General features: G+C 70.7%; 25 protein-coding genes and 1 pseudogene. 15 read left to right on the top strand and 11 right to left on the bottom strand.

What is annotated here, in order from left to right:
- Positions 1–301: 301 nt before the first annotated feature.
- Positions 302–2,263: a potassium transporter Kup gene (locus tag BM028_RS03105; protein WP_254789368.1), complete on the top strand. Its 1,962-nt coding sequence runs from the start codon at positions 302–304 to the stop codon at positions 2,261–2,263.
- A 15-nt stretch (positions 2,264–2,278) separates the two neighbouring features.
- Here the strand turns inward: BM028_RS03105 and BM028_RS03100 are convergent, their stop codons facing one another.
- Together BM028_RS03100 and cmtR are read right to left on the bottom strand one after the other, a co-directional pair.
- The gene (locus tag BM028_RS03100; protein ID WP_071301769.1) at positions 2,279–2,962 is read right to left on the bottom strand and encodes a cation diffusion facilitator family transporter; all 684 of its coding nucleotides are present in this window, start codon (positions 2,960–2,962) and stop codon (positions 2,279–2,281) included.
- Positions 2,959–3,312, bottom strand: coding sequence for a Cd(II)/Pb(II)-sensing metalloregulatory transcriptional regulator CmtR (cmtR, locus tag BM028_RS03095; RefSeq protein WP_071295328.1), 354 nt, complete (start codon positions 3,310–3,312; stop codon positions 2,959–2,961). Before cmtR ends, BM028_RS03100 begins: the two co-directional genes overlap by 4 nt.
- Positions 3,313–3,499: 187 nt before the next feature.
- Between cmtR and BM028_RS03090 the strand changes: the two genes are divergently transcribed.
- Positions 3,500–4,339: a glycoside hydrolase family 16 protein gene (locus tag BM028_RS03090; RefSeq protein WP_070416879.1), complete on the top strand. Its 840-nt coding sequence runs from the start codon at positions 3,500–3,502 to the stop codon at positions 4,337–4,339.
- A 51-nt stretch (positions 4,340–4,390) separates the two neighbouring features.
- Here BM028_RS03090 and BM028_RS03085 read toward each other — a convergent pair whose 3' ends face one another.
- Positions 4,391–5,266 (bottom strand): DUF808 family protein, encoded by an 876-nt coding sequence (locus BM028_RS03085; RefSeq protein ID WP_092384466.1) that lies wholly within the window; start codon positions 5,264–5,266, stop codon positions 4,391–4,393.
- Positions 5,267–5,275: 9 nt separating this feature from the next.
- Positions 5,276–6,244: a helix-turn-helix transcriptional regulator gene (locus BM028_RS03080; protein ID WP_139219732.1), complete on the bottom strand. Its 969-nt coding sequence runs from the start codon at positions 6,242–6,244 to the stop codon at positions 5,276–5,278.
- A 166-nt stretch (positions 6,245–6,410) separates the two neighbouring features.
- Between BM028_RS03080 and BM028_RS03075 the strand changes: the two genes are divergently transcribed.
- Positions 6,411–7,364 carry a manganese catalase family protein gene (locus BM028_RS03075; RefSeq protein ID WP_092384462.1) on the top strand — a complete coding sequence of 318 codons (954 nt, stop codon included), beginning with the start codon at positions 6,411–6,413 and terminating at the stop codon, positions 7,362–7,364.
- Positions 7,365–7,370: 6 nt separating this feature from the next.
- Here BM028_RS03075 and BM028_RS03070 read toward each other — a convergent pair whose 3' ends face one another.
- The 3 genes from BM028_RS03070 to BM028_RS03060 form a co-directional block, all read right to left on the bottom strand.
- Positions 7,371–7,805 carry a VOC family protein gene (locus tag BM028_RS03070; RefSeq protein WP_092384460.1) on the bottom strand — a complete coding sequence of 145 codons (435 nt, stop codon included), beginning with the start codon at positions 7,803–7,805 and terminating at the stop codon, positions 7,371–7,373.
- Between the two features lie 60 nt (positions 7,806–7,865).
- Positions 7,866–8,675, bottom strand: coding sequence for an Ltp family lipoprotein (locus BM028_RS03065; protein ID WP_083295050.1), 810 nt, complete (start codon positions 8,673–8,675; stop codon positions 7,866–7,868).
- 89 nt (positions 8,676–8,764) lie between these two features.
- Positions 8,765–9,493: a GntR family transcriptional regulator gene (locus BM028_RS03060; protein WP_022907943.1), complete on the bottom strand. Its 729-nt coding sequence runs from the start codon at positions 9,491–9,493 to the stop codon at positions 8,765–8,767.
- Between the two features lie 254 nt (positions 9,494–9,747).
- Here BM028_RS03060 and BM028_RS03055 point away from each other — a divergent pair, with 254 nt between their 5' ends.
- The 11 genes and pseudogenes from BM028_RS03055 to BM028_RS03005 all read left to right on the top strand — a co-directional run bounded on the left by BM028_RS03055 (position 9,748) and on the right by BM028_RS03005 (position 20,404).
- Positions 9,748–10,878: an ABC transporter permease gene (locus BM028_RS03055; protein WP_022907944.1), complete on the top strand. Its 1,131-nt coding sequence runs from the start codon at positions 9,748–9,750 to the stop codon at positions 10,876–10,878.
- Positions 10,878–11,783 (top strand): ABC transporter permease, encoded by a 906-nt coding sequence (locus BM028_RS03050; RefSeq protein WP_092384458.1) that lies wholly within the window; start codon positions 10,878–10,880, stop codon positions 11,781–11,783. Before BM028_RS03055 ends, BM028_RS03050 begins: the two co-directional genes overlap by 1 nt.
- Positions 11,784–11,868: 85 nt before the next feature.
- A complete protein-coding gene (locus tag BM028_RS03045; RefSeq protein WP_092384457.1) occupies positions 11,869–13,491 on the top strand; it encodes an ABC transporter substrate-binding protein in 1,623 nt (540 codons plus the stop codon).
- Positions 13,492–13,510: 19 nt separating this feature from the next.
- Entirely contained in the window at positions 13,511–14,359 is an 849-nt protein-coding gene (locus BM028_RS03040) for an ABC transporter ATP-binding protein (RefSeq protein WP_092384455.1), read from the top strand.
- Positions 14,356–15,132: an ABC transporter ATP-binding protein gene (locus BM028_RS03035; protein ID WP_092384453.1), complete on the top strand. Its 777-nt coding sequence runs from the start codon at positions 14,356–14,358 to the stop codon at positions 15,130–15,132. Before BM028_RS03040 ends, BM028_RS03035 begins: the two co-directional genes overlap by 4 nt.
- 42 nt (positions 15,133–15,174) lie before the next feature.
- Positions 15,175–16,509, top strand: coding sequence for an NtaA/DmoA family FMN-dependent monooxygenase (locus BM028_RS03030; protein ID WP_022907949.1), 1,335 nt, complete (start codon positions 15,175–15,177; stop codon positions 16,507–16,509).
- Positions 16,509–17,777 carry an NADH:flavin oxidoreductase/NADH oxidase gene (locus BM028_RS03025; RefSeq protein ID WP_217647218.1) on the top strand — a complete coding sequence of 423 codons (1,269 nt, stop codon included), beginning with the start codon at positions 16,509–16,511 and terminating at the stop codon, positions 17,775–17,777. The genes BM028_RS03030 and BM028_RS03025 overlap by 1 nt, the downstream gene beginning before the upstream one ends.
- Positions 17,756–18,931: pseudogene (locus BM028_RS18720) on the top strand (NtaA/DmoA family FMN-dependent monooxygenase); the annotation flags it as partial. The gene BM028_RS03025 and the pseudogene BM028_RS18720, both read left to right, overlap by 22 nt.
- A 159-nt stretch (positions 18,932–19,090) precedes the next feature.
- Complete coding sequence (locus tag BM028_RS03015; protein ID WP_092384449.1) at positions 19,091–19,609, top strand: NADPH-dependent FMN reductase; 519 nt, start codon at positions 19,091–19,093, stop codon at positions 19,607–19,609.
- Complete coding sequence (locus tag BM028_RS03010; RefSeq protein ID WP_071295318.1) at positions 19,606–20,109, top strand: flavin reductase family protein; 504 nt, start codon at positions 19,606–19,608, stop codon at positions 20,107–20,109. The genes BM028_RS03015 and BM028_RS03010 overlap by 4 nt, the downstream gene beginning before the upstream one ends.
- Positions 20,110–20,134: 25 nt before the next feature.
- The gene (locus tag BM028_RS03005; protein ID WP_070416867.1) at positions 20,135–20,404 is read left to right on the top strand and encodes a hypothetical protein; all 270 of its coding nucleotides are present in this window, start codon (positions 20,135–20,137) and stop codon (positions 20,402–20,404) included.
- Positions 20,405–20,419: 15 nt separating this feature from the next.
- Here the strand turns inward: BM028_RS03005 and BM028_RS03000 are convergent, their stop codons facing one another.
- Genes BM028_RS03000 through BM028_RS02990 form a run of 3 tightly spaced genes read right to left on the bottom strand, consistent with a single transcriptional unit; the run spans position 20,420 to position 21,845 of the window.
- Positions 20,420–20,815 (bottom strand): arsenate reductase ArsC, encoded by a 396-nt coding sequence (locus tag BM028_RS03000; protein ID WP_092384447.1) that lies wholly within the window; start codon positions 20,813–20,815, stop codon positions 20,420–20,422.
- Positions 20,812–21,228, bottom strand: coding sequence for a VOC family protein (locus tag BM028_RS02995; RefSeq protein WP_175495971.1), 417 nt, complete (start codon positions 21,226–21,228; stop codon positions 20,812–20,814). Before BM028_RS02995 ends, BM028_RS03000 begins: the two co-directional genes overlap by 4 nt.
- Positions 21,229–21,245: 17 nt before the next feature.
- The gene (locus BM028_RS02990) at positions 21,246–21,845 is read right to left on the bottom strand and encodes an acyl-CoA-like ligand-binding transcription factor (protein WP_254789367.1); all 600 of its coding nucleotides are present in this window, start codon (positions 21,843–21,845) and stop codon (positions 21,246–21,248) included.
- A 105-nt stretch (positions 21,846–21,950) separates the two neighbouring features.
- Here BM028_RS02990 and BM028_RS02985 point away from each other — a divergent pair, with 105 nt between their 5' ends.
- Entirely contained in the window at positions 21,951–22,898 is a 948-nt protein-coding gene (locus tag BM028_RS02985) for an aldo/keto reductase (protein ID WP_092384443.1), read from the top strand.
- Positions 22,899–22,975: 77 nt separating this feature from the next.
- Here BM028_RS02985 and BM028_RS02980 read toward each other — a convergent pair whose 3' ends face one another.
- Positions 22,976–23,554, bottom strand: a complete 579-nt coding sequence (locus BM028_RS02980; protein ID WP_092384441.1) for a TetR family transcriptional regulator — start codon at positions 23,552–23,554, stop codon at positions 22,976–22,978.
- Positions 23,555–23,592 lie beyond the last annotated feature (38 nt).

Raw genomic sequence — 23,592 nt, 5'->3', positions numbered from 1 at the left:
CGCCACGCAGAAGACGATCAGTCCCGCGGGGTCGAAGCCGTCGAAGTTCATGGTTCCTCCTGGAGTCCTGTCCCGACGGTACGACCGCGTTCCTCGACGTGCGCGGTGTCCGGCGCCCCCGGGCATTCCGGCCCGCACAGGTTCCTCCGGCGGAGGCGGGTTCGTCCGGGGAACGCACCCGATCCCGCCGGAGTGCGCATGTGCGCCCGCTGCGAGCGCTCCGGCCGAACGGGTGCGATGATGATCCGCGGCCGTCGCCCGACGGCGAAGAAGCCGTCGGACGGACGGTGAAGAGACGGAAGTGACGAGCGTGACCGAGACCCGCTCTCAGACCCCGACGACCGAGACCTCCGATGACGCCGGCACCCACGGCCCCGCGAAGGGCATCGCCGCCCTCGCCCTGGCCGCCCTCGGCGTCGTCTTCGGCGACATCGGTACGAGCCCGCTGTACGCGCTGCGCACCGTGTTCACGATCGACGGCGGCATCGTGCAGGCCGACCAGGAGGACGTCTACGGCGTGATCTCGATGATGTTCTGGAGCATCACGATCATCGTCTCGATCAAGTACGTCCTCGTGCTCATGCGCGCCGACAACAACGGCGAGGGCGGGGTGATGGCGCTCGCCGCACTGGCCCGACGCCTCTACGCGAAGCGCCGCGGGGGAGCGACGATCTTCCTGGTCATCGGGATCGTCGGCGTCTCGCTGTTCTACGGCGACTCCGTCATCACCCCGGCGGTGTCCGTGCTCTCGGCCGTCGAGGGGCTGCAGACCGCCGCCCCGAGCGTCGGCCACCTCATCGTGCCGATCGCGGCGGTCATCCTCGTGGTGCTGTTCGCGGTGCAGCGGGTCGGCACGGGCAAGGTCGGAAACCTGTTCGGCCCCGTGATGCTGCTCTGGTTCGTCGTCATCGCCGCCGCCGGGGTGCCGCACATCCTGGCGCACCCGGGCGTCCTGCAGGGGCTCTCGCCCACGTGGGCCATCGCGTTCCTCATCGCGCACCCGTACATCACGTTCGTCGCGATGGGCGCGGTCGTGCTGGTCATCACCGGCGCCGAGGCCCTCTACGCCGACATGGGCCACTTCGGGCGGACGCCGATCCTCCGCGCCTGGTTCTTCGTCGTCTTCCCGGCCCTCGTGCTGAACTACCTCGGCCAGGCGTCGCTCGTGCTCAACCAGCCCGGGGCGGCGAAGGACCCCTTCTTCCTGCTCTTCCCCAGCGCATTGCAGATCCCGGTCGTGATCCTCGCGACGATGGCCACCGTCATCGCGAGCCAGGCGGTCATCTCCGGGGCGTTCTCGCTGAGTCGCCAGGCCGTGCAGCTCGGCCTGCTTCCGCCGCTCACCATCCGGCAGACCTCCCGGCAGGAGGGCGGCCAGATCTACCTGCCGGCCGTCAACCTCCTGCTGTTCATCGGCGTGATGGCCGTCATGCTCGCGTTCCGTTCCTCGGCGAGCCTCGCCACCGCGTACGGGGTCTCCGTCACCGGTGCCCTCGTCGTCGACACGCTCCTGCTGCTGCTCGTGGTGAAGCCGCTGTGGCACTGGAAGACGTGGAAGCTCGTCGTCGCCGCGGTGGCGTTCGGCGGGCTCGAGCTGACGTTCCTCGCCGGCAACCTGTCGAAGATCCTGCACGGCGGATGGGTCCCGCTGCTGATCGCGCTCGCGGTGATCACGCTCATGACGACGTGGCGTCGTGGCCGGCAGCTCGTGCAGGAGGAGCGCAAGGAGCGCGAGGGGTCCCTCGCCGACTTCATCGAGAAGATCAACACGAAGGGCATCCCGCGCGTGCAGGGTGTCGCGATCTTCCCGCACCCCAACAAGGAGACGACGCCGCTGGCGCTCCGGGCGAACGTCGAGCACAACCACGTGGTGCACCGGACGGTCGTCATCGTGTCCGTCATCACCGCGAACGTGCCCCACGTGCCGCACGCCAAGGCCTTCTTCCGTGACGACCTCGGCTACGAGGACGACGGCATCGACCACATCACGATCAAGTTCGGCTTCTCGGACGACCAGGACCTGCCGAAGGCCCTGCACGCGGCCTGCCTGGCCGAGGTGCTCGACGTCGACCCCGAGGAGATGGCGAACGCGTCGTACTTCATCTCGCGCGGCGCACTCCGGCCGGTGGCGGGGAACCGGGGCATGGTCGGCTGGCGCAAGAAGCTCTTCGTCGGGCTGGCGCACAACGCCGCCGACCCGGCTGCCCGCTTCGGGCTGCCGGCGCACCGTACCGTGACGATGGGCAGCGACGTCGAGATCTGACGACCGTCGCCCGCGTCAGCAGCAGTCGCAGGCCTCGACCTCGCGCTCGCCGGTGAGCGCGGCGACGGGCTGCTTGCACGCGTCGCCCCGCCAGGCCTCGAGCCCTTCCCGGACCGCGAACACCACGACGACGAGCCCGGCCACCGGGTCCGCCCAGGTCCAGCCGAACAGGGTGTTCAGCAGCAGGCCGACCAGGACGGCGGCGGAGAGGTAGCTGCACACCAGGGTCTGCTTCGAGTCCGCGACGGCCGACGCCGAGCCGAGCTCGCGGCCCGTGCGCCGTTCGAGCAGGCTGAGGAACGGCATCACGGCCAGGCTGACCGCGGCGAGCACGATGCCGACCGTGCTGTGCTCCGGCTCGCGCAGTCCGGTCAGCGTCAGCACCGCGTCGACCGAGACGTACAGGGCGAGCCCGAAGAACGAGACGGCGATCACGCGGAGCGCCGTCCGTTCGCGCCGCTCGGGGTCGGGCGCCGCGAACTGCCACGCGACCGCGGCCGCGGAGAGCACCTCGACGATCGAGTCCAGGCCGAAGCCGATCAGGGCGGTGGACGACGCGACCGAACCGGCGCTGATCGCGACGACGGCCTCGACGACGTTGTACGTGATGGTGGCGGCGACGATCCATCGGATCCGGCGGCGCAGCACCGCGCTCCGGACGGCCGTCGGACGGGGCCCGAGGGGCAGCGCGGCACTCATGCGCCCGGCCCGCAGCAGAGCGGCACGGCACAGGCGTCGTCGGTGCACGGCGCGCCGTCGTCGACCGCCAGCACGACGTCGACGAGCGACTCGAGTGCACGGGCGAGGTGCGCGTCCGCGATCTCGTAGCGGGTCCGACGGCCCTCCGGAACGGCCACGACGATCCCGCACCCGCGGAGGCACGCCAGGTGGTTCGACACGTTCGCCCGGGTGGTCCCGAGGTCGTCGGCGAGCACGGCGGGGTACCGGGGTGACTCGAGCAGGCGGAGGAGGATCCGCGCGCGGGTCGGATCGGCGAGGGCGCGGCCGAGGCGGTTCATCACCTCGAGGCGCGGTGCGACGAGCAGCATGCACCCACAGTACAGTGCGGACTGTACCGATCGGGGGTAGACGGGTACGTCGGGTACAGCGAACCTGAACGCCGGGGGATCCAGGCCGGGAATCGACTAACCGACGAGCAGCGACGCCCGATACTCCATCGCACAAGCACCACGGCCATCGCAACACACGCACACCCCCACGCAGGAGGCAGTCAGCATGCGGTCCCCGTCCGTCCTCGTCGCCGCGCTCTCGATCGCACTCGTCGCCGCGACCAGCCTCGCTGCCGGCGCGCCCGCCGGAGCAGCGGCCCTCCCCGCCTCGTCGAAGGCGACCTCGACCGTGCCGGACGGCCGGACGATCCCGAAGACGAACGTCACGACGAACGGCCGGACCTGGAAGCAGACGTTCCGCGCCGGGTTCGACAGCGCGGCACCGGTCGGCAAGTTCGCGGCGACGTACCCGCGGATCGGTCTCTACGACGGTTTCACGGACACGACCGGCAAGGGGAAGTACGCGCCGTCGAAGGTCCTGAGCGTGAAGGGCGGCGTGCTCGACTTCGCGCTGCACACCGAGAAGGGCCAGCCCCTCGTCGCGGCGATCATGCCCGACGGGTACGCCCCGCACAAGACGGGTCGGGTGTCGATCCGCTACAAGACGACGAAGACCCAGGGCTACAAGTTCTCGACGATCCTCTGGCCGTCGAGCGACGACTGGAACGAGGGCGAGATCGACTGGCCCGAGGCCGACCTCGGTGCCCGCCCCCGCCCGGCCTCAGCGGTGCCCGGCAGCTGGACGCCGCTCGGCATGCGGTTCGAACCGGGCAAGGAGACCTTCGCGCCCTCGGACAGCACCGGCTGGCACGTCGCGACGACCGAGTGGGACAAGGGCATCGTCCGGTTCTACTGGGACGGCAAGCTCGTCTCGTCGACCACCAAGGCGGTGCCGACGACGGCCTTCCGCGTGACCATGCAGGCGGAGACCACCACGAACGGCGGGGCGATCCCGGCGAGCGCGGTCGGGCACGTCAGCGTGGACTGGATCGCGATCTGGAACTGACCGGGCACCGGCCCCGCTGACCGACGCGGGGGCCGGGGCGGCCGCGCCCGCTCAGTGGGTGCGGCCGCGCAGCCGTCCGATGCCGAGCACGACGGCGACGACCACCAGGCCGAGCACGAGCCCGACCACTGCCGACACCGCGGTGTCCACGATCCACGTGACGACCGGCCCGGTCGCCTCGATGCCGTGCTCGATCGCGTGCAGCAGGTCGTACGGGCCGTGCCAGAACGTCTCCGCCAGGTTCGCGATCACGAGGTGTCCGCCCACCCAGAGCATGGCCACCGTGCCGACGACGCCGATCACACGGAACACGGTCGGCATGGCGCGGACGATCCGCGCGCCCGTCCGCCTCGTGCGACGGACGCTGTTCTTCATCATCTGCAGCCCGATGTCGTCGATCTTCACGAGCAGGGCCACGGCGCCGTAGACCGCCCCGGTCATGACCAGCCCGATGACGATGAGCGCGCCGAGCGTCGGCCAGAGCCCGAGGTCGGGGTCGAGTCCGGCGAGGGCGATGAGCATGATCTCGGTGCTGAGGATGAGGTCGGTGCGGATCGCCCCGAACACGAGCTTCGGCTCGGCGACGGTCTCCTCGGACTCGCTGACGTGGTGCGCGCCGAACCACTCGGTCACCTTCTCGGCCCCCTCGAAGCACAGGTAGGTGCCGCCGAGCAGCAGCAGCCACGGCAGCACCCACGGCGCGAACGCCGTGAGCAGCAGCGCGAGCGGGATGATGATGACGAACTTGTTGAAGAGGCTGCCGAGCGCGATCCGCCCCACGACCGGCAGCTCGCGCGCGGGCGAGAGCCCCTGCACGTACTGCGGGGTCACCGCGGCGTCGTCGATCACGACGCCAGCGGTCTTGGCGCTGGCCTTGAGGGCCGCGGAGAGCACGTCGTCGACGATGGCGAGCAGACCGACTGACATGCGCTCAGACTAGGGCCTCGGCGCGTCCCGTCGGCGCAGGGTCTGCGAGGGGGACTCGCCGTACACCTCGGCGTAGTACCCGGAGAACCGCCCGAGGTGGTTGAACCCCCACGACAGCGCGACCTCGGCGACCGTCACGCGCTCGGGGTCGCTCGCGAGCAGTTCGGCGCGGACCCCGTGCAGCCGGGCCTCGCGCAGGAACTGCATCGGCCGGACGCCGACGTTCCGCTGGAAGGCCGCCTGCAGTCCCCGTGCGCTCACCCCGGCAGCAGCGCTCACCTGGGCGACCGTGAGCGGCCGGCGGGCGTTCGCGACCATCCACTCCTTGGCGAACCGGATCGTCGACGACCCGACCGCCACCGTGGGCGCCGACGACGGCGTCGCGTCGAACGCCGCCGCCACGGCGTCCGCGATCGACTGGTTCCAGCGTGCGCGGACCGTCTCCGGCGCCGTCGGGTCCAGGAGGCGCGGTGCGGCCTCGCCGATCCGGCTGCGGAGCAGCCGCAGCGCGTCCACCCCCAGCGTGCGGCGGAACGCGAGCTGCCGCGGCTCGTCGTCGCCGCGGCGCGCGGCGGCGATCGACTCGAGGAACGCGCCACCGAACCGGACCGAGTGCTGTCCCGAGGGGAGCCCCTCGAACGTGAAGTCGCGACCGACCGGGTACATCACCGGGATGCCGGGCAGCAGCTGCACCGGGTCGCGGGTCCCGGTGTCGATCGTCATGCCGGGGCCGGTCGCCCACGCCAGGACGTAGTCGTGACCGGGGACGATCGTGCCCCACCGTCGTGCCGCCACGTCCGAGGTGCCCACCACCACGTCCTGGTCGCCGACGGCCCGGAAGCGGAAGGCGAACCCGTCGCGGGCAGCATCGCCGATGTGGATGTCACGGCTGTCGTACACCCGCTCGTACAGCGCTACGGCGTCGTCGAGGGAGGACCCCCGGCGATCGACGTGGATCGGCGCGACATCGTGGACCATGTCCGACCAGTGTCGCGCATGTCGTCCCCGATCGGTCACATCGCGACGCAGTTCGCGCACCCGACCACGGACGCGACTGCGTTCGGCGGCTGTTCCGTACGGGCTGCCAGACGCCGCCGAGGACGGTGAGGACAGCGGCGGATCCGTCGCTCGGACGGAGGACCACATGTACTTCCACGCACAGACCTGGATCAACGAGATCGCCGACGGCGAACCGGACCCCGCGGCCGCCAACGCCCTGCAGGAGGGACTCGGCGGGCAGTTCGGCGAGATGCGCACGATGATGCAGTACCTGTTCCAGGCGATGAACTTCCGGGGTCCGGCCGCGAAGCCGTTCCGCGACCTCATCCAGGGCGTCGGGACCGAGGAGATCAGCCACGTCGAGCTCATCGGTACCACGATCTCACGGCTGCTCGACGGTGCTCCCGAGTACTCCGGCACGCCCACCGACCCGCTCGACACCCCCGGGGCGAAGGGGGCGACCCCGCTGCACATCGCGCTCGACACGGGCAACATCCACCACTACCTCGTCGGTGCCCAGGGAGCCCTGCCGGTCGACGCGGCCGGGAACCCGTGGAGCGGCAGCTACGTGTACAACTCCGGCAACCTGCCGCTCGACCTGCTGTACAACCTCATGCTCGAGTCGACCGGCCGCCTGCAGAAGTGCCGGATCTACGAGATGACCGACAACCCCACCGCTCGCAGCACCATCGCGTACCTGATCGTGCGCGACCAGGCGCACGAGAACGCCTACGCGAAGGCGCTCGAGGCCCTCGGCGTCGACTGGGGGAAGCTCCTGCCGATCCCGAAGACCAACGCCGAGGCGTTCCCCGAGGTCAAGGCGCTCGTCGACCTGGGGCTGCAGAGCAAGCAGTACAGCTTCGACCTCGACGGTGCGTCCGAGGCCGCGAAGATCTTCCGCGGCGCCTCCCCGTCGAACGACGGCACCGATCTCGACGCGTCCGAGCAGGCACCCGCCGGGGTGCCGTCGTTCATCGCGCCGGAGCGGCTCGAGGAGTTCGCGCCGGGGCTCGACGCCGATCTGCTCGCACTCATCCAGCAGACCGCGGAGCTCGAGCTCGACCAGGCCGAGACGCCGGTGTACGGCCCCGTCGCCTGACCGGTCTCAGTCGAGGCAGAACTCGTTGCCCTCGACGTCCTGCATGACGATGCACGACTCGTTGACCTCGTCGGCGAGCATGCGCCGGAACTGCGTGGCGCCGAGGGCGACGAGCCGGTCGCTCTCGGCGTCGAGGGCGGCGAGCCGTTCGGCGCCGACGAGCCCGCTGCCGACCCGGACGTCGAGGTGCACGCGGTTCTTCACGACCTTGCCCTCCGGCACGCGCTGGAAGAACAACCGTGGGCCGACGCCGGTCGGGTCCATGCAGGCGAACGCCGAACCGCGGTGCTCCGGGGGCAGCGCCCGGTCGAAGGCGTCCCACGAGTCGAACCCCTCCGGTGGCGGCGGCACCACGTAGCCGAGGACCTCGCACCAGAAGCGCGCCACCCGCTCGGGGTCCGCGCAGTCGAACGTCACCTGCACCTGCCGCACCGTCGCCATGGGCAGACGATACAGCGGAGGCCCCGTCGTTCGACAGGGCCTCCGCTGCTCGTTCCGGTGTCAGTCGTTGAGGTGCGCGATCGCGTAGTCGGCCTCGGCCGGCAGGAACTTCTCGCCGTACTCACTGACCAGCTGGTCGCGGATCGCGGCGGGGGACATCGACATGTCCTCCTGGTAGCTCTTCGCCTTCTCGAGCGCGTTCGCGTTCCAGTCCGCCTGCACGTGGTCGATCGCGTACTGCGCTGCCTCAGCGGAGAACTGTTCGCCGTACTCCGAGGTGAGCTGGTCGTAGATGCCCGCCTTGCTCATGTGCATCATCTCGGAGTAGCTCTCGGCCTTGACGAGGGCGGAGGTGTACTCGACGGGCGTCGCGGGTGCTGCCTCGGTGCTCTCGGAGGGGGCCTCGGAAGGCTCGGACTCGGAGCTCTCCGAGGGGGAGGCGCTCTCGGACTCCTCGGCCGCGACCGGCGCCGGGGTGGCCGACTCCGCGACGACGGACGATTGCGTCGCCGAGTCGGATGCAGTGCCGACCAACGCACCGAGTCCGGCCGCGAAGGTGATCGACGTGATGGTGGCCACGGCGCCGAGGACGAGGCCCGTGATGGCGAGACCCTTCGACTGACGCTTCCGGAGAGCGATCGCGCCGAGAACGATGGCGACCACGCCGACGATCGCGCCGAACACGGGGACCCATCCGAACACGAACGCCACGATCCCGACGACCAACGCGGCGATCGCGAGTCCGGCGGTGCGCTGTTGCGGAGTGGGGGCGCCGGGGTACGGAGCGAAGGTCTGGCCTGCCGGGGCGTGCGGCTGGTACGGGGGAGGAGTCGGTGACGTGCCGCCCCCCTGCGGCTCGGGTGTTGTCATACCGATCAGTATCGCAAAGGTGAGAGATGGTTCATGTTCGTTGAGCCAGATCACCCGGCCCCAGTTCGGGGCGCGCCGCGCCTCCCGGGTCAGAGGGTGGAACCCTCGAGCCGCACCCGGTCGCCGCGGTACCGGTCGAAGACGGTCTGGACCGGCACGCCGTCGAGGTCGTGGTACGTGACCTCGCGCACGATGAGCGGCGCGCCGACCTCGGTACCGAGCATCTTCGCCGTGTGGGCGTCGGCCGCCTCGCTGCCGATGGTGACGAGCACCTCGCCGCGCGACGCGTCGAAGAAGTCGCGGAGCACCGTCGTCATGTTGATCGGCCCGGACAGGCTCTCGGGGGAGTGCGTGTAGCGCACCGAGAAGTAGGCGGCGCGGAGTCCGATCACGTCGTCGTCGGTGACGAGCAGGTTCTCGATCATCCGGACGTGGTCCTCGTCGATGCGGAGCCGTTCGCGCACGAGCGGGAAGCTCGGCACGATGCGGTCCTCGAAGCGCTCGACGTAGACGTGCTCGCTGTCGGCGTCGATGTCGGTGAGGGGCACGACGACCCCGCGGTGCGTGACCTTCGTCCCGACGCGCGGCCGGCGCTCGAGGAACCCGGTGTCCCGGAGCTGCGCGAGTGCGGCGCGGACGGACCCGCGGCTCGTGTCGAACAGCGTGACGAGGTCCTCTTCGGCGAGGGGAGCGTCGGGTGCGATGTGCCCCTCGCGGATCGAGGCGGTGATGAGGTCGCGGACCCGTCTCGCCGAGATCTGTCGGCCGCGTGAGGACCCGCCCTTCGCGCGCGGGTGGTCGGACAGCGTGTCGCTCATCGTGACTCCGATCGTCGCAGGATCTCACCGCCACGATGCGGCTCGGGTGCAGTGAGTATACGACGCTCGTCGCGCAGGGCAACGGATTCCTCCGAACCGCGCGAACGGCGTGAACGGTCGGACGAAGTCCCTCTCACCTGGGCTTTCCTTTCGCCGCTGGTCGCTTAATGATCCGGTTACACCCGGAGCGGTCGTCGGAAACGAACGATCGCGAGCATTGCTGACCACCACCCGATGCGACGGAAGGCCGGCACATGACCGTGAGAGAGCCCGACATCGTCGACGATGCGACCCGTGCGGAGGCCGAGCGTCTCGCCGCCCTCGACACCTCGTTGACGACGAGGCGACGAAGCGTCCGGGAGCGCCTCTGGTTCCTGCGCCCGGCCGGACTGACCGTCGCCAACGTCCTGGTGTTCGTCCTCGTCTCGTTCTTCCTCGTGCAGCTCATCCCCGGTGACCCGGTCGTGTCGGCCACCGGCGGACGCCTGTCCGGCGCCGAGCTCGAGCAGGCGCGGGAGTCCTACGGGCTGACCGGCTCGTGGATCCAGCAGCTCGGCACCTACCTGACGCAGCTCGCCCACCTCGACTTCGGCACGTCGATCGCCACCGGCCGACCGGTCGCGCAAGACCTCGCGACCCGGGTCCCGGCGACGCTCGAGCTCGTGTTCTGGGGGCTGCTCCTCGCCTCGGCGGTGTCGCTCGTGACCGCGCACTTCATCGTGACGCACCGCCGCAACCGCTTCGCGAAGCTGCTCACCGCCTACGCCCGGTCGGCGGGTGCGCTGCCCGAGTACGTCATCGGCATCGCGTTCCTCTTCGTCTTCTATGCCGAGCTGCACTGGGCCCCGGCGCCGAGCGGCCGCCTCGACCCGCTGCTCATCGCGCCGCCAACCGTCACGAACTTCCCGATGGTGGACGCGCTCATCGCCGGGGACCCGGCAGCCTTCGCGTCGTACGCGCAGCACCTCGTGCTGCCCGTCGTCGTGATGGTCGTCGCGCACTCCCCGCTGCTCATCAAGATGCTCATCGTCAACCTGGACCAGGCGATCGACGACCCCGCCACCCGGTTCCGGGTGGCGTCCGGAGCGTCCCGCCGGACGGTCCTCGCGAGCATCTACCGCCGGGCGCTCCCCTCGGCGGTCGCCACGCTCGGCATGCTGTTCGGCCTGTTCCTCGGCGGCGCGGTGGTCCTCGAGTCGCTCTTCGGTCTCGGCGGACTCGGGCAGTACGCCGTGGACGCGGTGAACGCCTCCGACGTCTTCGCGCTGCGGTCGTTCCTCCTCGTCACCGCGGCGATGTGCCTCGTCATCTACCTCGTCACGGACATCGTCACGATGCTCCTCGACTCGAGGCGGCGCGCCGGCGTCGCCGGGAAGGACGCCTGATGGCGCTCGACACCCCCACCGCGCTGCCCGAGCCGACGACCACCGGAGCGGGGAGCACCCGCTCGACGCAGGACGGTCGCGTCGGTCGGCCGGCCGGGCGCACCGGCTTCGTCCTCCGGCTCGTCCCCTTCGCCGTGCTCGTCGTGCTCGCGGTCGTCGGGCCGTACCTGGTGAACCACCCGGCCACGTCGGTGGTCGGCGGGCAGTCGGAGGCCCCGTCGGGGGAGTTCTGGTTCGGCACGGACGCGAACGGCCTCGACGTCTACTCCCGGGTGATGACCGCGTTCCGCCTCGACATCGTGATCGCGATCTGCATCACGGTCATCGCCACCGTCGTCGCCATCGTGATCGGGCTGGTCTCGGGCATGTACCAGGGCGACCGCACCGTGCTCGGGTTCGTGGCCCGACTGCTGGGGCGCGCCGTCGACCTCGTGCAGTCGATCCCGGTGATGATCGCCGGACTCGTGATCGTGTCGTTCTTCGGACGCAACGCCGTGGTGATCACGCTCGCCCTCGCGATCGTCCTCATCCCGTTCCAGGCGCGGCTGATGCGCACCGAGGTCCTCCGCACGCGGTCGGACGGCTACGTCGACGCCGCCCGGATGTCCGGCGAGTCCGAACTGCGCCTGCTCCTCCGGCACGTGCTGCCGAACTCCGCCCGGACGACGATCGAGAACACCTCGACGATCTTCGGGATGGCGATCATCTTCTGCGCCGCCCTCGGCTTCCTCGGCGTCGGCATCCCGACACCGACCGCGGAGTGGGGCACCATGCTCGCCGCCGGTGCCCCGGACGCCGCGGTGGGGCGGTGGTGGCCGGTGCTCTTCCCTGCTGCCGCCCTCGGCCTCTCCGTCTGGTCCGCCTCGGTCCTGGTCGCGGCCTTCGTCGGCCGATCGCGGGTCTGACGGCGACCACCCGCCCCACGCGCCCCCTCCTCCCCACCCACACCGTCCCTCCCGTCCCATCCCCTTCCCCAGGAGACCCCTGCCCATGCTGAACATGAAACGCACCATCGCCGCCGCCGCGATCGCGGTCGTCGGCGCCCTCGGTCTCGCGGCCTGCAGCGCCGGCGGGAACGCCGCCTCCAGCGCCTTCGTCATCGTCACCGCGGCCCAGCCGCAGAGCTTCTCGTACGAGACCAGCGCCACCGGGTACGAGGCCGCCGAGTTCTTCAAGAACACCGGAGCCTCGCTCATCCGCAACGAGTACGTCGACGGCACCGGCGGTCAGGCCGAGCACGAGGACTACAACAAGTTCGCCCCGGTCCTCGCGAAGAGCTACGACGTCTCGGACGACGGCCTCACCTACACGTTCCACCTCGACACGGACGCGAAGTCGACGGCGGGCAACGCACTCACCGCCGACGACGTGATCTGGAGCATCCAGCGCAAGTTCGCCGTCGAGACGAGCATCGTGCCGTTCATCAGCGCCCCGTTCATCACGAAGCCGGACCAGTTCGCGAAGGTCGACGACGAGACCGTCACCCTCACGCTCGACAAGGCGAGCTACGGCTACACGGCCCTGTCCCTGCTCGCGAACGTCGGCTACAACATCTACGACGCGAAGGTGCTCAAGGAGCACACCACGTCGAGCGACCCGTGGGCCGTCAAGTGGTCGGGCACGCACCCGAACTTCGGCTTCGGGGCCTACAAGGTGGACACCTACACGCCCGGTGAGCAGACGATCTACACCGCGAACGCCGGGTACGCCGAAGGCAAGCCGTCGATCGCCCGGATCGTCCAGCGCGTGGTCGCGGACGCCGGCCAGCGCGCCAACCTGGTGAAGTCCGGCGACGCGCAGATCGCGGCCCAGCTCCGTCCGGCCGACCAGGTCGAGCTCAAGGACGCCGACGCCGCGCAGGTGTTCGACGTGCCGACGAACGCGTACGTGTACATGCCCCTCCTCACCACGAAGGGCACGTTCGAGGACGTCGCCGTCCGCCGCGCACTCGCCGCGGCGATCCCCTACGACAAGATCAACGAGAACGTCTACCACGGTCGGGCCGACTCCATCTCGAGCATCCTCTCCGACGCCGACCCGGGCTTCGACGGCAGCGGGCTCACGGCCAACGAGACCGACCCGTCCGAGGCGAAGAAGATCCTGGCCGACGCCGGGTACACCGAGCCGGTGCAGTTCACCCTCACCGTGAACAACTCCGTCCCGGACCTGCAGGAGACCGCCGTCCAGATCCAGACCGCGGTGAAGGACGCCGGCTTCGACATGACCATCGACACGGTCAACTCGTCGACCTTCCAGGCCGGACTCGCCGCGAAGACGTTCGAGGCGTCCCTCGGCCGCGACTACGCGGTCGTGCAGTCGCCGCCCTACGTCCTGTCGCTCTTCTACACGCCGGGCTCCGCCATCAACTGGCCGGACTTCGACAACGCCGAGCTCAACCAGGCCATCGCGGACGGCAACGCCGCGGGCGACCCGACCGGGGCCGAGGCGGGCAAGTACTGGAACGCCGCGCAGAAGGTCCTGCAGGACCAGATGCCGACGATCTACATCAACTACGTGCAGCCGCTCAACGCCTTCGCGAAGGACGTCGACGGGTACGTGTTCCGCTCCGACAACGTCATCGACTACTCGCAGCTGCAGCTCGCCTCGAGCTGAGCGACGACAGGGAGACACCATGAACGACCAGTCGGCCCCGGTCCTCCGGGTCACGGACCTCAACGTCACCTACGGCACGAACCACGCCGTCCGCCACGCCGACCTCGTGGTCCGGCGCGGGGAACGCGTCGCCGTCGTGGGTGAGTCGGGCTCCGGCAAGACGAGCCTCGCGGGCGCCATCGCCGGGTTCCTCGACGCCGGGACCGTCGAGGTCGAGACCCTCGAGCTCGACGGCAGCTCGATCGAGCGGACCGGGCCGGCCGGTCGGATCCCGGTCCGGACCCCCGGGCTGTCGATGATCTTCCAGGACGCGATGTCGTCCCTCGACCCGGTGTGGACGATCGGCAGCCAGCTGGTCGCCGTGCTCCGGGCCACCGAGCGGGTGTCGAAGCGACGCGCCACCGCCGATGCCCTCGAACGGCTCCGTGCCGTGGGCATCACCGACCCGGACCGGGTCATGGGTGCCGAGCCGCACGAGCTCTCCGGCGGGATGCGGCAGCGCGTGATGATGGCCATCGCGCTCGCCTCGAAGCCCGCACTGCTCATCGCCGACGAACCCACGAGCGCGCTCGACGCATCGCTCGCCGTCGGTGCGATGCAGCTCATGGTCGACCTCGCCGAGCAGGAGGGGACGGCGGTGCTCGTGATCACGCACGACATCGAGCTCTGCCGGCGCTTCACCGACTTCGTCGTCGTCATGTACCAGGGCGAGATCGTCGAGCAGCTGCCGTCCTCGCGACTCGACGAGGCCACCCACCCGTACACCCGTGGACTGCTCGAGTGCGTGCCGACCCTGGCGTCCGCACGGCTCGACGAACTGCCGACGCTCGAGTCGGTCCGCGCCCGACTGGAAGGAACGGCGGCATGACCGGCATCCGCATCGAGGCCACCGGGGTCGCCCGGCGCTACGGCCGCAAGACCGCTGTCCGGGACGTCTCGTTCGTCCTCGGCGCGAGCCAGCGCGTCGGCATCGTGGGGGAGTCCGGCTCGGGCAAGTCCACGATGGCGAAGATCGTCACCGGACTCGAGCGGGCCTCCGCCGGCACGATCACCGTGGACGACCGGGACCTCCGGTCGATCATGTCGACGCGTGCCGGTCGGCTCGAGTACCGACGACGGGTGCAGCTCGTCGCCCAGGACACCACCTCGACGTTCGACCCGCGACACCGCATCCGCGAGTCGCTCCGGACGCCGGCACAGATCCTCGGCGGGCACGACGTCGCCGGTGCGGACGCCGCGATCGGCGAGATCACCACGGAGCTCGGCATCGACCCGAGCTGGGTCGACCGGTACCCGTCCGAACTCTCCGGCGGCCAGCGTCAGCGCATGTCGATCGCCCGGGCGCTGGTCGTCCGACCCGACCTGCTCGTGTGCGACGAGGCCGTCTCGGCGCTCGACGTCTCGGTGCAGGGGGTCGTCCTCAACCTGCTCAAGCGCTACTCGAACGACCACGGCGCCGGCCTCATGTTCGTGTCGCACGGGCTGCCGGCGACCGCGTTCATCACGGGCGAGCTCGTCGTCATGAACCAGGGCGAGGTGGTCGAGTCCGGCCGCACGCTCGAAGTCCTCGAACACCCCAGACACCCGTACACGCAGAAGCTCGTCGACGCCCACCTGGCCGTCGAGGAGCCCGTGGCGTAGTCCCTCCCGGACGCGCCCGCCCTCCCACACGAAAGGCTCCACATGTTCCACCTCGGATGGTTCCTCGGCAACGGCTTCGGCATCCAGGCCTGGTCCGACACGAACGGCGACGGTCCCTGGACCGGCACGAACGTGACCGACTGGATGAAGCCCGACATCTACATCGACCTCGCGAAGAACCTCGAGCGCGGCGGCTTCGACTACATCCTCATCGAGGACACCGCGATGGTCGAGGACTCGTACCGCGGCACCGCCGACACCTCGCTGCGGCGCGGGTTCATGGCGCCGAAGAACGACCCCATGCCGCTCGTCCCGCTCATGACGCAGGCCACGAAGCACATCGGCATCGTCCCGACGTTCTCGACGATCCAGTACCCGCCGTACCTCGCCGCACGCCTCGGCACGACGCTCGACCACCTCACCGAGGGGCGCATCGGCATGAACGTCGTGACGAGCGTCACCGACCGCGTCGCCCAGAACTACGGCTACGAGCAGCACCTCGACCACGACGAGCGCTACCGGATGGCGATCGAGTGGGCCGACGTCGTCAAGGCCCTGCAGGGGTCCTGGGAACCGGGGGCCGTGGTCGCCGACCCGGTGGCGGGCGTCTACGCCGACCACACGAAGGTGCACCCGATCGACCACCGCGGCGAGTTCTTCCGCTCGCGCGGGCCGCTCAACACGATCCCGGGGCCGCAGGGCGTCGTCCCGATCTGCTCGGCCGGTGGATCGGAGATGGGCCGGCAGCTCGCCGCGCTCCACGACGACACGATGATCGCCCTGTCGAAGACGCCCGAGAGCGCGAAGGCGTACCGCGACGACATGCGCGCCCGGGTCGCCGCCGCCGGCCGGAACCCGGACGACGTGAAGTTCCTGTTCATCGTCACGCCGACCATCGCCGCCACCGACGCCGAGGCGCAGGCCGCATCGGAGGCCGCCCGGCTCGCGATGTCGTCGGACAAGGCGATCGAGTACAACCTCTGGAACATGTCGTACACGTCCGGTGGTCGCATCGACTTCGGGGCGATCGACCCGGACACCCGGGTCGAGGACATCGACATCTCGAAGCAGAACGGCGAGTACACCTCGATCGAGAAGCTCTTCGAGGGGCAGCAGGGCCGCACGCTGCGCGAGGTCGTCGCCTCCTCGCACCAGGTGAACGACCTCGGGTTCGTCGGCTCGCCGGACACCGTCGCGGCGAAGATGGGCGAGTTCATGGAGCACGTCGGCGGCGACGGCTTCCTCGTCTACATGCCGACGACCCGTCTCAACATGGCGATGGTGGCCGACGGCCTCTCCCCGGCCCTGCGCCGCCGGGGGCTCATCCGCGACGAGTACACCGGCACGACGCTCCGCGAGAACCTGCGGGCGTTCTGATGCCGGGCGCCCCGGCGCTGTTCGAGGCGATCGAGCTGCGCGGCACCCGGTTCCGCAACCGGCTCTGGGTGCCCGCGCTGACGATGTTCACGGTGGAGGCCCGGGACGGCATGCCGACCCCGTTCCACCACGTGCACCTCGGCGGGCTCGCGCTCGGCGGCGCCGGGGCGATCGTCGCGGAGTGCACCGCCGTCACCCCGGAGGGCCGGGTCACGCCGTACGACCTCGGGCTCTGGGACGACGCGCAGCGCGACGCCTGGCGCCCGACCACCGCGTTCGTCCGCGACCAGGGCGTCCGCATCGGCATCCAGCTGAGCCACGGCGGTCGCAAGTCGTCCACCGGGCGGAGCTGGGACCGGGTCCGTGGCACCGTGCCCGTGGCGGACGGCGGGTGGCTCGTCGTGGGACCGTCCACCGTGCCGTACACCGGGTACGCGGCCCCGCGGGAACTCAGCACCGACGAGGTCCGCGGGATCCACCGGGCGTTCGTCGCGGCGGGCGTCCGGGCGCGCGACGCGGGGTTCGAGTTCGTCGAGCTGCACGCCGCGCACGGGTTCCTGCTGCACCAGTTCCTGTCCCCGCTCGCCAACACGCGCGACGACGAGTACGGCGGCTCGCTCCACGGACGGGCCCGCCTCCTGCTCGACGTCGTCCGCGACCTGCGCGCCGCCCTCGGCGACGGGTTCCCGATCCTGGTGCGCTTCTCGGCGACCGACTGGGTCCCCGGGGGCTGGACCGAGCAGGACACGGCGACCACGGCCTCCTGGGCGGTGGCCGCCGGCGCGGACCTGTTCGACGTGTCCACCGGCGGGATGGTCCCGGACGCCGAGATCCCGGTGTTCCCGGGCTACCAGGTCGGGCACGCGGAACGGCTGCGGGCCGCCACCGGTGCACCGGTCGGCGCGGTGGGACTGGTCACCACAGCCGACCAGGCCGAGGCGGTCGTCGCCGAGGGCCGAGCGGACGTCGTCTTCGTCGGCCGTGAGTTCCTGCGCGACCCGCGCTTCGGACTCCGCGCCGCCGCCGAGCTCGGCGCCGCCATCGACTACCACCCGCTGCCGTACCACCGGGCGCAGCACCGTCCGGCACCACACCACCTCCCACGGAAGGCACACCCATGTTCCACCTCGGTTGGTTCCTCGGCTACGGCTTCGGCGTCTACGGCTGGAACGGGCAGTGGTCCGGCAACGTCCGCCACGACGTCGCCAACCCGCAGCTCTTCGTCGACGCCGCCACCTCGCTCGAGCGGGCCGGGTTCGACTTCATGATGCTCGAGGACTCGTCCGTCCTCCCCGACGTGTTCGGCTCCTCGTTCGAGCACTCGCTGCGCTCCGCGATCGTGCGGCACGACCCCATGCCGCTGGTCCCGCTGCTCGCCGCCGCGACGAAGCACCTCGGCATCATCGCGACCGCCGCGACGCCCTTCTACCCGCCGTTCCTCGCGGCCCGGCTGATGTCCACGCTCGACCACCTGACGCACGGCCGTGTCGGCATCAACCTCGTCACGGCCTCACCGCACGCGGCCGCGCAGAACTACGGCTACGACCAGCACTTCGAGCACGACGAGCGGTACGCGATGGCCGACGAGTGGATCGACGCGGTCCGGGCGCTCTGGGACACGTGGGACGCCGACGCCCTCGTGCTCGACGAGGCGACCGGCGTCTTCGCCGACCACACGAAGGTGCGGTACGCCGACTTCGCGGGGAAGTACTACCGCACCCGTGGGCCGCTCAACACGGTCGCCAGCCCCCAGGGACACCCCGTGGTCTGCCAGGCCGGCGGCTCCCCGGCGGGTCGCGACCTCGGCGCGCGCAACGCCGACACGCTCATCGCCTCGGCACCGGGCGTCGACGCCATGCGCGAGTACGTCGACGACATGCACCGACGGATGGTCGGGTTCGGCCGCGAGGAGACGGACGCGAAGATCCTGTTCCTCGTCGAGCCCGTGCTCGCCGACACCGACGACGAGGCCGAGGCGAAACAGGCCCGACAGCTCGCCGCCACCCGGGAGAACATCGACGCGCAGCTGGCGAACCTGTCGTACACGTCCGGGTTCGACTTCGCGCAGTTCGACCTCGACGAACCGCTCCCGGCGGACCTCAAGGGCAAGAGCAACGGGCACCAGAGCGTCATCGAGGCGTTCCTGGCGAAGGCCGACGGCAAGACGCTCCGCGAGGCCCTCCCCGCGCAGCGCGACACCACGGGATCGGTCCGGCTCGTCGGCAGCCCCGAGACGGTCGCCGACCAGATGGAGGAGGCGATCGCCGCCTCCGGCGCCGACGGCTTCCTGGTCGGACTCCCGGTGACCCGGAAGAACCTCACCGAGGTCTGCGACGGACTCGCGCCGGTGCTCCGGCGCCGCGGTCTGGTCAGGGGCGGCTACGAGCACGAGACGTTCCGCGAGAACCTGCTCGCGTTCTGACACGCGAGTTGCCGGGAGGCGCGGCTCGACTCCGCCCCTGACCTGCGGTTTCCGGGTGGTCACCACCAGGGCGGCTCGCGCAATGAACGGTAACGGCACCTTCACGACGGGGTAACCGCCACGGCGTTGGATGAGATCCGAGAGAGAGGAACGGTCGCCATGATCACCACCGTCGTCGCCGGCAACCCCAAGCCCGGCTCGCACACGCTCGAGGCCGCGACGATCGTCGCCGAACGACTCACCGGGTCCGCGCCCGACCACGTCGTCGACGTCATCGCCCTCGGCCCGGGGATCCTCGGCTGGGGCGACCCCGGAGTGCAGGCCGCGGTCGCGACCGTCGCCGCGTCCGACCTCGTCGTGGTCGCCTCGCCCACGTTCAAGGCCACCTACACGGGCGTCCTGAAGCTGTTCCTCGACCAGTTCGCGACGGCCGACGGGCTCGCCGGGGTGACCGCCGTCCCGCTCATGCTCGGCGCCGGTCCCGCGCACCACATGGCCCCCGAGGTGTTCCTCAAGCCCGTGCTCGTCGAGCTCGGTGCCACCGTGCCCGTGCAGGGGCTGTACCTGAACGACAAGCACTACACCGACGAGTCGTCGACCGAGGGCTGGCTCGCCCGCTGGCGGGACGTCGTCCTCGCCGCCGCATCCGCACCGACCAAGGAAGGCACCAGCGCATGATCAAGCCCTACACCGCCGAGTCCGCGGACCCGACGCTCCTCCGGCAGGCGTTCTCCGGGTTCCCCTGCGGCGTCGCCGCACTCTCCGCGATCGTCGACGGCGCCCCCACCGTGCTCGTCGCGTCGTCCTTCACCGTCGGCGTCTCGCAGGACCCACCGCTCGTGATGTTCGCCGTGCAGCACTCGTCGTCCACGTGGCCGGCGCTCGCCGGAGCGGAGTCCATCGGCGTCTCGGTGCTCGGCGAACGGCACGAGAACGTCACGCGGCAGCTCGCCTCACGCGACAAGTCCGTGCGCTTCGTCGGCGTGGACACGACGGTGTCGGACACGGGCGCGGTGTTCCTCGAGGGGGCACCGATCTGGATGGAGTGCTCGGTGGAGCACACGTACCCGGCGGGCGACCACGACATCGTCGTGCTCCGCGTGAACGGTCTGATGTCCGACTTCGCGCACAGCCCGCTGGTCTGGCACCGGTCGTCGTTCGCGAAGCTGAGCGCCTGACGCGTGACGTCCGTATGCTCGCCGCATGGCTGACTTCACCGCTGAGCAGGCCGCCGTCGTGCGGATCGAACGTGCCGAGGAAGGCCGCTGGGACCTCACGGTGATCAGCGACTCGGGCGTCCGGATGGGACACGGCGAGTACCTCTTCGACGAGGCGGACGACGACGCGGCGGGGGAGCAGGCAGCGGCCCTCGACTTCGTCCGCGGCTACGGCTTCCGCTTCGAACCGGACGCCGTGGTCGCCGACGGGCCCGATGCGTACTGGGCACCGCTGCTGGCGCTCGACGAGCGGTAGCGTCGGGGTCCCTGCTCAGAGGGTCGCGATCAGCTGCTCGACCCGCGCGCGGACGGCGTCCCGGACGGGGCGGACGCGGTCGATCGGCTGCCCGGCCGGGTCGTCGAGCTCCCAGTCCTCGTAGCGCTTCCCGGGGAACACCGGGCACGCGTCGCCGCAGCCCATCGTGATGACGACGTCGGACTCCCGCACGGTGTCGGTCTCGAGCACGGCGGGGACGGCGGTCGCGATGTCGATGCCCTCCTCCGCCATGGCCTCGACCGCGACGGCGTTGACGCGGTCGGCCGGTTCGCTGCCGGCCGAGAACACCCGGACGCGGTCGCCCGCCAGGTGCTGCAGGTAGCCGGCGGCCATCTGGGACCGGCCGGCGTTGTGCACGCACACGAAGAGCACGGTGGGGCGGTCGGTCACGCGAGTGCCGCCGCCTCGAAGCCGATCAGCCAGGTGACGCCGAAGACGTCCCGCACGGTGCCGTCCCAGTCGCCCCACGGGCGTTCCTGCAGCGGGTCCACGACGGTGCCGTCCGAGGCGAGGTCGTCGAACCAGCCGCGGAGCACGTCGGGTTCGGCGGCGCCGAGCAGTGAGAAGAGCAGCCCGGTCGCCGAGAACGAGGTCTCGCCGGTCGGGGCGTCGGCGGCGAACAGCGTGATGCCGCCGCCGGTGAGCTGCCCGTGCGCGACCGCGTCGGCGGGACCGTCGGTGCGCGAGAAGTCCGCGAAGGTGGCGATGCTGAGTTCGCCGCCGAAGACGTCCTGCCAGCGCCCGAGTGCCTGGAGCGCGGTGCCGTCGAACTGGAAGTAGGGCGAGGGCCCGTTCACGTTCATGCCCCGGACCCTACCGCTCAGACCGCCGAGGCGAGCGTGTCGAACGTCCGGCGCAGCAGGGCCGGAGCGTCCTCGTCGGTGACGGACCAGGTGGCGATCGCGACGTCGAAGCACCCGAGCGCGGCCTGCACGAGGACGGCCGCACCGAGCTCGGCGCCGTCGGGGTCCCCGGCGCGCAGCCGCTCGGTCAGGATCGGCGTCAGGACGTCCGCCCAGGCGAGGTGCTTCTCGAGGTTGCGGGCGCGGAGCGAGGGCGTCGACATCATGACGCGGACCGACCGCCGACCGGACTCGGGGTCCTCGTCGGCGCGGACCATCATGCCGACGAACGCCTCGCGCAGCGCGGTCCAGGCCGGTTCGTCGTCCGGACGCTCCCGGAGCGCCTCCGCGAGCGCACCCCGGTGTCGCAGTGGATCGCCGATGACGGCGTCCTCCTTCGCCGGGAAGTACCGGTGGAAGCTCCGCGCCGAGATGCCGACCTCGGCCGCGATCTGCTCGACGGTGACGGCGTCGAACCCGTCGCGGTCGAACCGGGCGACGGCGACCGCTGCGATCCGCGCGCGCACGGCTTCACGCGTGATGTCCCGCAGACCGGTCCGCGCGCTCGTCTCACCCACGACGGCATCGTACCGAGGGAGGCGGAACATGACCAAGTTGTCAGAGACTGACAGAACGGGCGTACAGTGTCATCTGCATCGCCAGACATGACGGAAGGACGGCACATGCAGCAGCGCACTCTCGGGACCCAGGGCCTCACGGTCGGATCCATCGGCTACGGCGCGATGGGGACGGTCTTCGCGTACGGGCCCGCCGACGACACCGAGTCCATCGCGGCGATCCGTCGCGCGCACGACCTCGGCGTCACCCACTTCGACACCGCCGAGATGTACGGGTGGGGTGCCGGGGAGCGACTCCTCGGAGCGGCCCTGGCGCCCGTCCGCGACGAGGTCACCATCGCCACCAAGTTCGGCTTCACCGCGGACGACTGGGCGCCCGACTCCCGTCCCGAGCACATCCGCGAGGTCGTCGACCAGAGCCTGCGGAATCTCGGCACCGACTCGATCGACCTCCTCTACCAGCACGTCCACGACCCGGCGGTGCCGATCGAGGACGTCGTCGGCGTGATGGCGGAGTACGTGCAGGCCGGCAAGGTCAAGTACCTCGGGCTCTCGAACACCGACGGTGACCAGCTCCGTCGGGCCCACGCCGTGCACCCGATCTCGACGTTCCAGACCGAGTACTCCGTGTTCGCCCGGGAGTCCGAGGAGCTCTTCCCGCTCGTCGACGAGCTCGGCATCGGGCTCGTGGCCTACTCACCGCTCGCGCGCGGGTTCCTGGGCGGGGCCGTCCAGCCGCGGTCCGCCTACCCCGAGGACGACATCCGGCACATGCTCGAGTGGTGGGCGCCGGAGCACTTCGACCAGAACGTCGCGGTCGTCCGGGCACTGACCGCGATCGCCGACGAGCACGGCGTCTCGCTCTCGCAGCTGTCCCTCGCGTGGATCCTGGCGCAGCGGGACGACGTCGTCCCGATCCCGGGGTCGAAGAACCCCGACCGGGTCGCGCAGAACGTGGCGGCGGCCGGTGTCGTCCTCACGGCCGACGACCTGGCGCGCATCGACGCGCTCTCGCGCGACGTGCGCGGCAAGCGCATCGAGAGCCGGGTCTGACGGGCGTCGGTGGGCAGTGGGCGCGACCGGTGACGGACGGGAGGCGCGGTGCGGGCCCGCACCGTCCCTCCCGTCCGTCAGCCGAACAGCGCGAGTGCCTCGTCGACGACGTCCTCGGGGCGGCCCTCGCCGTGCGTCGCCCACCACGTGAGCGCCGTGCTCGCCGCCGCTGCGAGGGCGTGTGCGCGGACCCGCGTCGCGAGGTCGTCGACCGATCCGCCGTCCCGCTCGGCCACGAACCGCTCGATCACCCCGGTCAGGGCCGTGGACGCGGCATCCCCACCGCGCTCGAGGGAGGGGTTCGCGCGGATGACCCGCAGGCGGTGGCGGGTGATCTCGATCGTGTCGTCCGGGAACGTGGCGCCGACCCGGTACGCGGCGCGGAGCGCGACCCACGCGGACTCGGAGGTCGGCCGGAGGCGGAGCTCGTCGGTGAAACGCACCGCGAACTCGTCGAGGCCGCCCCACACGAGCGAGGCCTTGCTCGGGAAGAGCCGGAACAACGAGCGGCGGCTGACCCCGGCGGCCGTCGCGACGTCGTCCATCGAAACGGCGTCGAAGCCCTGCTCGTCGAAGAGCCGCAGGGCCACGAGCGACACCGCGGCGGGGTCGATCGTCCGCGGGCGTCCGGTCGGCCGGTCGCTCGTCGAGCTCATGGATTCCTTTCGGCACTGAGTGCTACAACTGTGGTGGC

Origin of the sequence: Curtobacterium sp. YR515 (genome assembly GCF_900113095.1) — a bacterium.
Classification (GTDB): Bacteria; Actinomycetota; Actinomycetes; order Actinomycetales; family Microbacteriaceae; genus Curtobacterium.
Note: the sequence above shows the minus strand (reverse complement) of the source record. Positions and strands in the feature narration are given on the sequence as shown.